11 protein-coding genes are annotated in these 13,152 nt (G+C 60.3%); all 11 read left to right on the forward strand.

Features of this window, described 5'->3' with window-relative positions:
• Positions 1–31: 31 nt before the first annotated feature.
• The 11 genes from VGU00_RS10960 (at position 32) to VGU00_RS11010 (ending at position 12,774) form a co-directional block, all read left to right on the forward strand.
• On the forward strand, positions 32–2,377 hold the full coding sequence (locus VGU00_RS10960; protein WP_327468398.1) for a TonB-dependent receptor: 2,346 nt from the start codon (positions 32–34) through the stop codon (positions 2,375–2,377).
• A 71-nt stretch (positions 2,378–2,448) separates the two neighbouring features.
• Positions 2,449–2,718 carry a hypothetical protein gene (locus VGU00_RS10965; protein ID WP_327468400.1) on the forward strand — a complete coding sequence of 90 codons (270 nt, stop codon included), beginning with the start codon at positions 2,449–2,451 and terminating at the stop codon, positions 2,716–2,718.
• Between the two features lie 74 nt (positions 2,719–2,792).
• Positions 2,793–3,848, forward strand: coding sequence for an AraC family transcriptional regulator (locus VGU00_RS10970; protein ID WP_327469802.1), 1,056 nt, complete (start codon positions 2,793–2,795; stop codon positions 3,846–3,848).
• A gap of 873 nt (positions 3,849–4,721) precedes the next feature.
• Positions 4,722–6,005: an acyl-CoA dehydrogenase family protein gene (locus VGU00_RS10975; RefSeq protein ID WP_327468402.1), complete on the forward strand. Its 1,284-nt coding sequence runs from the start codon at positions 4,722–4,724 to the stop codon at positions 6,003–6,005.
• A 41-nt stretch (positions 6,006–6,046) separates the two neighbouring features.
• Positions 6,047–7,180, forward strand: a complete 1,134-nt coding sequence (locus VGU00_RS10980; RefSeq protein WP_327468404.1) for a saccharopine dehydrogenase family protein — start codon at positions 6,047–6,049, stop codon at positions 7,178–7,180.
• A gap of 11 nt (positions 7,181–7,191) precedes the next feature.
• Complete coding sequence (locus VGU00_RS10985) at positions 7,192–8,748, forward strand: class I adenylate-forming enzyme family protein (protein ID WP_327468406.1); 1,557 nt, start codon at positions 7,192–7,194, stop codon at positions 8,746–8,748.
• 10 nt (positions 8,749–8,758) lie between these two features.
• Positions 8,759–9,997 carry a thiolase family protein gene (locus VGU00_RS10990; protein WP_327468408.1) on the forward strand — a complete coding sequence of 413 codons (1,239 nt, stop codon included), beginning with the start codon at positions 8,759–8,761 and terminating at the stop codon, positions 9,995–9,997.
• Positions 9,998–10,055: 58 nt separating this feature from the next.
• The gene (locus VGU00_RS10995; protein WP_327468410.1) at positions 10,056–10,475 is read left to right on the forward strand and encodes a RidA family protein; all 420 of its coding nucleotides are present in this window, start codon (positions 10,056–10,058) and stop codon (positions 10,473–10,475) included.
• A gap of 183 nt (positions 10,476–10,658) precedes the next feature.
• On the forward strand, positions 10,659–10,955 hold the full coding sequence (locus VGU00_RS11000) for an EthD family reductase (RefSeq protein ID WP_327468412.1): 297 nt from the start codon (positions 10,659–10,661) through the stop codon (positions 10,953–10,955).
• A 77-nt stretch (positions 10,956–11,032) separates the two neighbouring features.
• Entirely contained in the window at positions 11,033–11,452 is a 420-nt protein-coding gene (locus VGU00_RS11005; protein WP_327468414.1) for a hypothetical protein, read from the forward strand.
• Positions 11,453–11,559: 107 nt separating this feature from the next.
• Positions 11,560–12,774: an MFS transporter gene (locus tag VGU00_RS11010; RefSeq protein ID WP_327468416.1), complete on the forward strand. Its 1,215-nt coding sequence runs from the start codon at positions 11,560–11,562 to the stop codon at positions 12,772–12,774.
• Positions 12,775–13,152: the final 378 nt, after the last annotated feature.

Raw genomic sequence — 13,152 nt, forward strand, 5'->3', positions numbered from 1 at the left:
CTGCGCCTATTATCGATGCATAGTTGAGAATTTGCAGAGGGTACAATTTGATGCTGAGAGGATGAAATCCCCGGCATGCATGAATAGGGAGGAAGTCATGATTAAATTAGGTTCCATTTTGCTGTTCGGGGCTTGCACATTAGCTTTCGCCGACACGTCCATGGCTCAGGACGCGACGCCCGCGGAGCAGGCGCAAAGCGATGGCGGCGATATCGTCGTCACCGCGCAGCGGCGATCGGAGCGGCTGCAGGACGTCCCGGTTTCGATTACCGCGATCGGCGGCGACACGCTGGCCAACCAGCGCATCCAGCAAGCCAGCGATCTTGTGAGGTCGGTTCCCAATCTCCAGGCTGCGACTGTGGCCGGCGAGAGCACGCCGGTATTCTCGCTCCGCGGCATCTCGATGAGCGATTTCAGCTTCAACCAGCAGGGGCCGGTCGCCGCCTATTATGATGAAGTCTACAAGGGCAGCTTCCCGTTTCTCGGCCTGGGGCTGTACGATCTGGAGCGTGTCGAGGTCCTGCGCGGGCCGCAGGGAACGCTTTACGGCAAGAACACGACGGGCGGCGCGATCAACTTCATCAGCCGCAAGCCCGACTTCGACACCGAAGGCTATCTGAAACTGGGCTATGGCAATTATAACCGATACGATGTCGATGGCGCGGTGCAGACCGGTCTGACCGACACGCTCGCCGCGCGCGTCGCCTTCACCTTCTCGCGCGCCGATGGATGGTTCAAGAGCCAGGCGCCAGGCAAGGCGAACCCCAGCGGCGTGCGCCAATATGGCATTCGCGGGTCGCTCCTGTTCAAGCCCAGCGACAAGGTGGACTTCACGCTGCGCCTGTCGACGAGCCTGATCAATCCCTATGAAGCCGCGGTCTATGGCGATCCCGGCCCGCTTGGGGTCGGCGCGGGCGTCTATGAACTGTTCGGCCAGGGGACGAGCTATTTCAGGACCGGCATCGGCCGCCGGGAAACGGAGACCAACTTCGTCGAGCGGCATAGGGCCCGGACCTACAGCGCGTCGCTGACCGGCAATTGGCAGATGACCGACGGCCTGACCGTCACGTCGATCACCTCCTATGATTATGGCAAGCTTTTCGTTCCGGACGACGGCGACGGCAGTCCGCTCAGGGTGGTCGAGGATCCGTTTGCCGCGAAGGGCCGGCAGTTCGCGCAGGATCTTCGCATCAGCAGCGATTATAGCGGGCCGTTCAATTTCATTCTCGGCGCCTATTATAATCGAGAGAGCCTGAACAACTTCAACGAAATCAGATACTATAACGATCTCGACGTGAATGGCGACGGCTTGCTCAATTCCGACGATTGCAGCGATCCGAATTCCGGCGGTCTCCTGGGATGCACCTATCGGAATACGTTCAGGCAGGTCAAAAAGACCGCTGCGGTATACAGCGATCTGAACTTCAAGCTGTCGGACAATGTCATCTTGCGCGGCGGTTTGCGTTTCACGCGGGACACCGGCCGGGTTTCTGACTTCGTCGGCCAGGTGCTGGGCTCGGACGGCGTTGTTCTTGCCAATACCATCCCCGGTGATGATCCGAGCGATCTGGATGCGACGACTGGCCGGAGTTTTCGCAAAAGCACCGTCACGGGCAAGGTGGGCATCGATTTCAAGACCGCGGACGGCGACCTGATTTATGCAAGCTTCAGCCGTGGCTATCGGGCGAATGCCTTCAACGCTCAGGCCTATTTTGTGCCCGACGAGCTCAATGTTGCCAAGGCGGAGACCGTCAACGCCTATGAGGTGGGTTTCAAGAGCCAGTTCCTCGATCGCGCGGTCACGCTGAACGGCGCGATATTCTATTATGATTATCGCAATCAGCAGGCGCTCAGCACCGATCCCGTTACGCAGGTGCAAAGTCTCGTCAATCTTCCGAAATCGCGCGTGATGGGTGCCGAACTCGAGTTCACCGCGCGCCCCGTCGATGGCCTGCGGCTGAACGCGGGACTGGGCCTGCTGGACACGAAGATCAAGGAAGGGGTGGTGGGCGGAAATTCGCTCGTCGGCAACCGCCTTTCGAATGCGCCAACGGTCAGCGTTTCCGGCGGCTTTGACTGGACGGTGTTGGACAGTGACAACGGCAGTCTCGAATGGGGCGTCAATGCCAACTACAATTCAAGGCAATATTATGATCTGCTCAACAACAAGCGAATTTCGCAAAAGGGCTATGGACTGTTCAATAGCCATCTGAACTACCGTTTTGCGGATGGAAAATATGGCGTGGGCGTCTGGGTGAAAAATATCTTCAATACCTATTATAGAAGATATGGCATCGATTTGAGCGGCTTGGGATATGACTATTATCGCCTCGGAGAGCCGCGCACTTTCGGTGCGAATTTCGACGTGAAGTTTTAAGGCTGCACCCGAAACGGATTTGCACTTTGCTCCGCTGCGTCATTCAGCCTCTCCGTCTCGGCGGAAGCTGGGTGGCGCAGCGGCTATGTGAGCCGGCGAACGGCCGATGGTTCCTCCCCAGCCTGTCCACCAATCCGGCGCAACGGCACGTTCAAGAGCATCTGCCGCAAATTTTCGTTCCCATAAACCCGCCATTTCTGAACGATGCCGAAGTGCAGTTCACGGGCTTTCTCCGTCGATGCCGCGGCATTGTCGCGTTCTTCTTCAATCTGATCAGGCAGTTGGGCGGGATCGCGCCGCACCGGGCGCCGCCTTGCATCGGCGGCAATCTGAAATTATGATATTTTGGCTGTTTGGCGTGTCCTGACAAGGCCGCCGCCATGCTTGCATCTGGCCAGGAAAAAGGTTGGAACAAATGAAGGCGGAGTCGCTTGGTACGGTGCGGTTGTCCGCTCAAAGCGCAAGAATCATGCGAGGAGAGCTGGTAAGCCGGGGTCTTCATTGGAACGCGGTCTGCAACGCTGCCCGGATTGAAACGTCGAGCATGGATCAGCCGGATGGCGTGATCTTGGGCCGCGACGAACTGCGATTGCAGAAGACGGTGGCCGAAGCGACCGTCGACGATGCCAAAGCCTGGTTCGAGCTCGGCAGCCGCTATCGGGCGACCGCCTATGGAACGTTCAGTCTCGCGGTTCTTTCGGCCAAGGATGCGGGGGAAGCCGTCCGCACAATTACTTCCTTTCAGGATCTCACCTATTCGCTCCTCACCTATTACGCACTGGAGGATGCGGGAGGCGCAATTCGCGGCATGAGCGTCGATGACTCCGGCGTGCCCGATCATCTCAAGGCCTTTTATCTCATCCGGGACCTTGGCGGAATGCGGCGCGCGCTCAATGATTGGGTGCTCGACGAATTTCCGCTCGAGCGCGTTAGCGTTTCCGTCCCCGAGCCTGCGGGATGGGAGGAGTTCGGACGTGATTTCGGATGTCCTGTGGAGTTCGGCGCGTCGCAAACGATCTGGCATTTCCGGAAAGGTGCCGAGAACAGGACGCTGCCATTGGCCGATTCCCTGTTGGCCGAAGCCTATACGCTGCAATGCGCGGAAGAGGTCAACAGGAGCCGGAAGGGCGGGGACGTCGACGCTGTCCTGATGGGTATTTTCTTGAATAGCGGCCAGCATTTTCCCTCGGCCGGAGAGGCCGCTCGGCAGATAGGCGTGTCCAAGCGCAGTCTCCACGCACGCCTGTCCAAATTGAATACGAGTTTTGGAGCGGTCCTAGATCGGGCGCGTCAGCAAAGAGCGCACCAACTGCTCTCGCAGACGCAGATGCCCATAAGGCTCATCAGCCGGTCCCTGGGCTTTGCGGAGACCGCTAGCTTCGCGCGCGCCTTCAAGCGATGGACGGGCACGCCGCCGGCTCAATTTCGTAGTCAAATGCAGGATGAGGGAGAGCAATCGCTCATCGTGTGAAGCGAATGCGCCGGGCGCCCTGATGGGCCCGTATTCACGATGAGACCGGCTGGATAGCCCGCGCTTCTCGATGTCGAGCTCGGCATTTGGCCGTTGCGGTGGTGAACTGCGGTACGCGCGAGCTTTCTGACGCGCAGATTTGCAAACCGATGGCCGGGCGGGTCGCATGGCGGCAGGAGACCGGCGGAGTGCCGGCATTTTCGTGCCTGTAGCGGCGGACGCCGCAGGTGCGCCGCGGCTCCCGGACTCCGGCAACCGAAGCCTTGCCCGAGATGGCCGAACCCGTTGTTCGTCCATGCGCGCCGGCATTTCGAAGGGCGTGATCTCGCTCCCGCCGGCCGCGTCAGCGGCCTTCGCCATGCGGCTGCCGTAAATTTGCACGCCAAGTCATAAATGTTGCGCCCCCAGTCATATTATTTTCCAAGAGAATCGCGTAGCTTTTCGAATGTTACAATAAATATCGAGGTGTCGAAAATACGGCAGATATTTTTCGAAAACTATAAAATAAAAATTCGAGAGCGATGCATAAAACTGGCCGAATGGGTGAAAATATATTGGGTGATCTGCGACGTCATCTGTAAAAACAACCCATTCTCTATTGAAATATTCGTCATTCGATAGTTTCAATTTCGGCCTTTCCTGCCCGCGCATTGAAGGTGGGGGATGTGGCTATGATAGACTTTAGCGAATCCCGGAAATTCATCTTCAACGCCAGGGCGGCCCGCACTGGTGGCGCCATTGCGCCGAGCTGCACCCTCTAGCGCGCCTCAGTCTCCAGAGCGCGCCGGGTTACTAGAAAGCTACGAGGATGACTATGAAAAGGCACAATTTTGTCGGGCTGGAATATGGTCTCGCCGGTAGGAGAGCACGTCGATGATCCCGCTGAAGACGGTCCTGACCCTGCCTGCTGTTGGCTTGTCGGGCTTCGAGACTCCGCTGACGGAAGAAGAGGAGGCGATCCAGGGTTCGGTCCATCGCTTTGCCAAGGATGTGATGCGGCCGTTGGGCCGGGAACTCGACCGGATGAGCGCGCAGGATGTGATTGCGCCGGGTTCGCCATATTATTCTCTGTTCGGGGAATATGCGAAGCTCGGACTCGATCCGGCCCTGCTCGCAGAATTGCCGCCCGAAACGGCCATTCGCACCGAAGCGCTTATCGGCGAGGAACTGGGCTGGGGCGACGCGGGGCTGGCGATTTCGCTGGGCGTCGCCGGCGTGCCGCAATCGGTGGCGGCTGCGGCGGGCAAGCAGGAACTGGTCGAACTTTGCGAGGGCAAGATCGGTTGCTGGATCGTGACCCAGCCCGATCGTGGCAGCGATACCCAGGTTCTCGACATGCCGCGCGAATGGCCTGCGGGGCAGGCCGGCAACATCGGCAACCTGACCGCCAAGGTCATCGGCGACGAGATTGTCATCAACGGTCAATGTTCGGCATGGGTGTCCAACGGCGCGGTGGCGCAGGTCGGGCTGATCCAGATCGTTTGCGATTATGGCGACGGCTACACCGGCAAGGACGGGCTACCGAATTTTCTGGTCGCGGTGGTTCCGCTGGATGCTCCGGGCGTGTCGAAGGGCAAGCCGCTCGAGAAGATCGGCCAGCGTTCATTGCCGCAGGGCGAAATCTATTTCGACAATGTTCGCCTGCCGCGGCGCTTCGCCGTTACCGAGGAGGAAAGCGCCTATGCGGTGGGCTGTTCGTCCTGGTCCTATCTCGGCACCTATATGGGCCAGGTCTTCACTGGCGTTGCGCGCGGCGCGTTCGAAATGGCACTGCAATATTGCCATGAGCGCCGCCAGGGCGGCCGGCTGCTGATCGACCAGCAGATGACGCGGCTGCGGCTTGGGGACATGTTGCGCCGGGTCGAGGTCGCGCGTGCCGTCTCGCGTCGGGCGCTCGCCTATGCGCGCCAGTCGCCGCTCACCCATCCCTATTACACGGCGTCGGCCAAGGTCACGGCTACCGAAGAAGCGATGATGGTCGTGGACGAGGCGTTCCGCCTGTTCGGCGGGGTCGGCACGACCCATGAATATCCGATCGAGAAGCTGGTGCGCGACACAAAGTCCGCCCTGATCGAGGATGGCGAAAATCGGGTCCTGACCATGCGCTTCGGCCTGCTTGCGCAGCAGCTTTATGCCGCAGGCTGGGCCAACCCCTGACAGTTCGAAATCACAATCCACAGAAATCTTGGGAGTAAAAAATGGCCAAATATCCTGTCGTCGTGACTGGCGCGAGCGGCTACACCGGCATGCTGATCATGGACTGGCTGATCGACCAGAACATTCCGTTCACCGCTGTCGCCCGTAATGCCCAGCGCACCAAAGACATGATGGCGCAGCGCGTAGTTCGGCTGGAATCCGCGGTGTACGAGATCATCGAAGCGCCGAACGAAGTCGAAGCGCTGACCAAGGCATTCCAGGGCGCGCGGGTGGTGTGCAACACGATCGGCCCCTTCCTGCACCATGGCCTGCCGGGGGTCGAAGCTGCGCTCAACGCGGGCTGTCACTATATCGATACCACCGGCGAGCAGGTGTTCATGATGGAGGTGCGCGAGCGCTTCGGCCCGAGGTTCGCCGAGGCCGGCCTGCTGGTCTCGCCATCGGTCGCCTATATGTACACATTCGCGGAAATCGCAGCCGAGCTGGCGCTAGAAACCCAGGGCGTGGACGTTCTCGAAGTCGCGACACTGGCGCGTGGACCGCGCGGCGGCACTGCCGGCGTTACGGTCGGTTCGACGGCCACGATCTTCGAAGCGGCCCGCTATGAAGCGCGTTACCTCTGGGACAACAAGCTGGTCGTTCATGACCCGTTGGCGTCGTTCAATGTCGTGGCGCCGGATTTCATCGAGCCGGTGTTCTCGCTTCCCTGGGGCGGCACATCACTTCCGATCTATTATGAAAATGATCCGCGGGTTCGCAGCTGCCTGGCAAGCGTCGGCTTCTACGACAACAATGTGATGAAGTCGGTTCACGAACTCTGCAAGAAGTGGGATACCGAATATAAGCATCTTTCCAAGGAAGAGCAGGATGCCATCGTCCTCCGCCTTGTGGAATCGACGACGCCGTCCATGCCGCCGCGCGAGCGCACGACGCTCCAGCGCACCGTCGACTTCGCCATCGGTCGCGGTAACCTGACCGCTGTCCGGGCGACCGTGCATGGCCAGACCCCCTATATCTCGACCGGCGCGGTGCAGGCGGCTGCCGTGGTCAAGCTGCTGGACAATGACACCGCAGCGGTCGGCTTCGCCTCGGCCTGCAAGGCGTTCGGTCATCGCTACCTGCTGGGCTTCCTGGAGCAACGCGGTCTGGCACGCGCTTCGGTCAGCCAGCTCTGAGGGCCCCTGCCATGGCAATCATCGACTTCTTCGATCGCGGCTGGCGGATCAACCCGAAGGGCGCGGCCTATATCCAGGATGACCGGGTCTTCACCTTCGACGAAATTCGCGCCCATACTTGCCGGATCGCCAATGCGCTTTTGGCGGAGGGATTTGCCAAGGAAACCAAGGCCGCCGCCTGGGCGGCAAATGATGTCATGGCCTGGACCTGCATGCTGGGAGTATGGCGCGCCAACATGTGCGTCATCCCCGTCGGAGCCCGCAGCAGCGCCGAGGAGAATGGCTATGTCCTCGATCAGTTCGATTGCGAGATTCTCTTCTTCCAGAAATATTTCGCCGACGTCATCGAAAAGCTGAAACCCAGCCTCCCGAGAATCCGCCACTGGATCTGCATCGATGGCGATGTGCCCGGCGCCGTCTCGCTGGAAAGCTGGACCGCGGACCAGCCGGGCACGCCGCCGCAGATCACCTATGGAAGGGACGATGTGGTAGCGCTGTCCCCGACCGGCGGCACCACGGGCATGCCCAAGGGCGTGATGAACACCCATCGCAGCATGCAGACCTTCGTGGCGCAGTTCATGGCGACCTTCCATTATGATACGGCCCATCCGCCGGTCAATCTTGCGGCCGCTCCCATGACCCACAGTTCGGGAACGCTGTCGCTTCCCTGCACCGCGCGCGGTGGTACGGTGGTCGTCGTCACGACGCCGGATCCGGCCGTGGTGCTCGAGAAGATCGCCGAGCACAAGGTCACCGAACTGTTCCTGCCGCCGACGGTCATCTACCGGCTGCTCGATGTTCCGGGGCTGAAAGGAAAGGATTTCAGATCGCTGAAATATTTCCTCTATGGCGCAGCGCCGATGTCGGTGGAAAAGCTCAAGCTTGCCATCGAAACCTTCGGGCCGGTCATGGCAGAGGTCTATGGCCAGACCGAAGCGCCGGTCGGCATTACCGCCATGGCGCCCGACGAATGTTTCCGCGACGGGAAGTTGGTGCCGGACGACCGGCTCTCTTCAGTGGGCCGGCCCAATGTGCTGACCAGCGTCGAGATCATGGACGACGACGGGCGGATTTTGCCGCAGGGTGAGGCTGGCGAAATCTGCCTGCGCGGCGACATCGTCATGAAGGGCTATTACAAGGACCCGCAGAAGACCGCCGAGACGATCGTCGACGGCTGGCTGCACACGGGCGATATCGGTTATCTGGACGATGCGGGCTATCTTCATATCACCGACCGCAAGAAGGACATGATCATCTCGGGCGGCTTCAACGTCTATCCGAGCGAGATCGAGCAGGTGATCTGGGGCCATGGCGCGGTGCAGGATTGCGCGGTGATCGGCGTGCCCGACGAACAATGGGGCGAGGCTGTCAAGGCCGTGGTCGAACTCAATCCGGGGCAGAGCGCAACTGCTGACGAGCTGATCGCGCTGTGCAAAGCCAAGCTGGGTTCGGTCAAGGCGCCCAAGACGATCGACTTCATCGACAGCCTGCCGCGCAGTCCGGTCGGGAAGGTGCTCAAGAAGGATCTGCGTGCCGCCTATTGGCAGGACGCCGGCCGGCGGATTTGAGGAGCGCCTGATGGAAAACGTCTATATCGCCGGCATTGCCATGACGCAGTTCGGGCGCCATCTCGATCGGACGATCGAGAGCCTGGCGCGCGAAGCCCTGGAGGGCGCCCTCAAGGACGCGGGCGCGCGCGCGGAGGATATAGGCGCGGCATTCCATGCCAATATTACCAATGGCCCGCTTCAGGGTCAGTTTGCGATCATAGGTCAGGTAAACCTGAGCCGCCTGGGGCTTGAGGGCATTCCGATCTATAATGTGGAAAATGCCTGCGCGAGCGGCAGCACCGCCGTTCACCTGGCAGTGCAAAGCCTGCGTTCGGGCGCGACGGACATCGCGCTGGCCCTCGGCGTCGAGAAGATGAATGTCGAAGACAAGGCCAAGACCCTGGCCTTGTTCGAGATGGGCGTCGACGTGGAAAGGGCTGAAGAAACCTTCACCCGGCTGGAGGCGATGGGCAAGGGCATTGTGCCTCCTCCGGGGTCAGAATCGGCTAGGCCGTACAGCCGGTTCATGGGCATCTACTCGTCCTGGTGCCGATGGCATATGCAGACCTATGGCACGACGCAGCGGCAGATCGCGGCAGTCTGCGCCAAGAATCACCAGCACTCGGTGCATAATCCCTGGTCGCAGTACCGGCAGTCCTTCACGATCGACGAAGTGCTGGCGGCAGCGCCGATCACTTATCCGCTTACCCTTCCGATGTGTTCGCCGGTGACCGACGGCGCAGCGGCAGTCATCCTGTGTACCGAGGCGGGTCTGAAACGTATCGGCGCCGATCGCAGCCGCTGCGTCCGGATCGCGGCCAGCGTGATGCGCAGTGCGACGTCACGGCTCGAGAGTGTGCCCGAAAGACATGTCAGCGCGCTGGCAGCGCAGCAGGCATATGCAATGGCGGGCCTCGGTCCGGAGGACATGGATGTCGCCGAACTGCACGACGCGACCGCCATGGGCGAGATATTACAGGTCGAGAATCTCGGTCTTGCTCCCCGCGGCGAGGGCGGTCCCTGCGCCGAACGGGGTGACTTTACGATCGGCGGGCGTATCCCGGTCAATCCCTCCGGCGGGCTCGAGTCCAAGGGCCATCCGCTCGGTGCCACCGGCATCGGACAGCTCTACGAGCTCACCACGCAGCTACGCGGCGAGGCCGGCGCCCGTCAGGTCGAGGGCGCCCGTCACGCCATCCAGGAGAATGGCGGCGGACTGCTCGGAATCGAGGAAGCGGCCATTGCCATCCATATCCTGAGCCGGTGAAGAGGTTTCTCGCCTATGTCTCTTCAATGGCCGTCAACCTTGAGAAAGGAATGCGAATATGAATTCTGAGAAGCTGAAGAAGCAATCCTTCAATCCCTCCGGCACCGAGCAAGTCGCAGATCTGTATGGACTGTCGCAGGCGATGCGCGTGGGCGATACGATCTGGCTGTCCGGACAGGTCGGTGCGGACGGTGCGATGACGGTGGCAGAAGGGCTTGAGGCGCAGACGCGGCTGGCATTCGAAAATGTGAAGACCGCGCTCGAAGCGGCCGGCGCTACCATGGCCGACATCGTCAACATCACACTCTATCTGACGGATGTCTCGGATGATGATACCGAAGCTTTCATGCGGGTGAAGAACGAATTCATCACCGCGCCCTTTCCGGCGCTCACCGCCGTCTGGGTTACGCGGCTGGCAACGCTTGAACTGCTTCTCGAAATGCAGGTCGTCGCTGTGGTCGGCTCGGGCCAGGCCTGAGCTTACGCGGTCTCCCTGACCTGGCGAATGTGGGCCGAGACCGAAGGCTCGCGACATGCAGGGCCTCCGGATCCGCCGCGGGCGAAGCTTGTGCGGGCAACGGGCAGGGGGATTGCGGGGAGCATTTTGTGCCGGGAGTCCCCTGCGGAATCCCTTGGTTTTACTGGAAGGACCTATCACGCCATGGCTACTTTGGTCGTACTCTACCCCCATGCGGACGATGCAACATTCGACCACGACTATTATATAGCGAAACATATTCCGCTCGCGCATGGCGCATGGTGCGATTTCGGACTTGAAACGATAGAGGTTTTGCCGCCCGCGGCCGGCCCTCAACCGTTTATGGCCGTTACGATCATCCGCTTTATGGATCAAGGTTGGCTCAATGCGGCACTGTCTTCGCCGGATACGGCAAAGGTGATCGGCGACGTGGCGAATTTCACCAATGTGTCTCCCACCATGTACCGCGCGGACGATTGACGCATCGGGCGGTTGGCGGAGGTGCCCTTGAACGGCACCGGACAGCATGGGCGGAAGCGACGACAAGGAGGTCATGAATGAACATCGAAGATGCCCCCATCGGGACAGCCTCCGAGGATGTGGTCGGTGCGATCACCCGGAAATATGCGGAGGTGAGCGCCATGTTCGCTGCCGGCAGGAGCGGCGATGAAATCCTGCAAGTGCTGAACTGGCCTGACGGTATCGTTACGCTTCCGATGCCTCCCTATCTGTTTCGGGGAACGGCGGAGCTGCTCCCGACCGCGCGCGAATTCGCGACCAGCATGGGACGCAATGTCACATTCGAGCTTCAGGGGGCGGTACTCGGCGCCGGCGACCTCGCGGCAGCGACGGTGCTGGTTACCAGCCATCACGATGACCGGGCGGCTGATGCCAACTATGTTCTCTATGTCTGGCAACGGCGCGGCGAGGAATGGAAAGTCATTCGGGAGGCGGTCGTTGTCGTAGCCGGCGAGTAGAGGGCAAATGGACGTGCGCAGCAGCGACAGGGCTCAGGCCGGAGTGTGGCCGGTCGGGCGATCCATTCCTTCTCGAAACTTGGATTCGGAGACATGGCGAAATCGAGATGGAACCAGTGATGGAAAATGATGGCAGCGGCGAGCGGAAGGGTTTCGGCCTCTCTGTTCTGGCTTGCGTGATGCTGGTCGGCATGGTTGCCAACGCGTTCTCGAATACGCTTCCGGTCCTCCTGACGTCCTTGGGGCGAACCCGCGGGCTGACCGAGGTTGAGGGGGGCCTGTTCACCTTGGCGGAACTGGGCGGCCTGGCGGTGGGCGTATTCCTGTGTGCGTCGCTTCCCGGCCTCGTGGAACGCCTGAACTGGCGGCGCACCGCGATCCTCGGACTATTGCTCATCGCTCTGGCAAATCTCCTGATGATCCCGCCTGTCGGCTTTGCCTATCTCTTCATCTTCGGCATCCCGGCAGGCATTGGCGCCGGCCTGGTCAATGCGGTGCTCTATGCCGTCCTGGCAGAGGGCGATGGGGCGCGCGCCTTGGGGGCATTCAATACGCTGCAACTCGCCTTCGCGGCGGCTGGCATGCTCCTCATGTCCTATTTGGCCACACGGTTCGGCGGTGGCGGTTTATTCGCAGCGCTCTCCATCATGACGTTGCTTGTATTGCCGCTTTGCCGCTTCTTTCCGAAGGGCCGCTTGCATCGGCCGGCCGAAGCCGGATCGGCGGTGGCGGACACAAGGCGGATTTCGCCTGCGGGTTGGGCGGTCGTGGTTGGAATGGCGCTCTATTTCACTGCGACCGGCGCGACCTTCGGGTTTATCGCATATATGGGAATAGCTTGGGGCGGTTCCCGGGAAATGGTCGAAGGCACGGTATCGATCATGATGATTGTTTCGATGGCGGCGACGATTTTCGCAACCTTGCTGGGATCCCGGTTCGGATATGTCTGGCCGCTTGCAGTGGGCGCGACAGGCGTCGTTTTTGCTCTCCTTCTATTCGTTCTGGTGATGCCCGTTCAAACCTTCCTGCTTCTCGGCTGCATTTTCTATTTCTCTGCAAATCTCGTGGTTCCTTATCTTTTCGACGCGCTGACCGATGTGGATTCGTCGAGCAGCGCGGCCATGATGTTGGGGGGAACGCAGCTTGGCGGCATAGCCATCGGCCCCGCCATTGCGGGTTTTCTGGTGACGCCGGACTATCGGGTCGTGAACGGTTTGGCCTTCCTGCTGAGCGCAACGGCACTTTTCTGGATCTTTTTCGTTATCTGGCGTCACCGCCGGGTGCCAGTCGACCAAGCGCCGATGTTGCGCGTACCGCACTGATATGACCGGCCTGCGGTGATTGTGCAGATACGCGGGAGTGATTCTACCGGCTCGCAATTGTCGATCGCGCGCAGGTTCCGCGGTTGACTCAGGCGGAGTGAGGTGACGATCCCGCGGCGCAGATGGACGACGAGCCCAGACCGAGGGCGAGCTTCCGGAAAATTTCGATGCACATCGACGCGGAAATAGCGAACGTGGGCCTTTTCCGCTGCCGGTTCTAACTTGGTACGAAACTTGGCATTGGCTGCGTTGATCGGCTTCTATCGAAATATCATACGCTATTTTTAGCCATTTTGTACGACATAACCATGAGACTAGAAGTGGTACAGATATATAAAAATGGATTGACTTGAAGCTCGCACCGTCTTAGCTCGGGCC

This window comes from Sphingopyxis sp., assembly GCF_035944815.1.
Classification (GTDB): Bacteria; Pseudomonadota; Alphaproteobacteria; order Sphingomonadales; family Sphingomonadaceae; genus Sphingopyxis.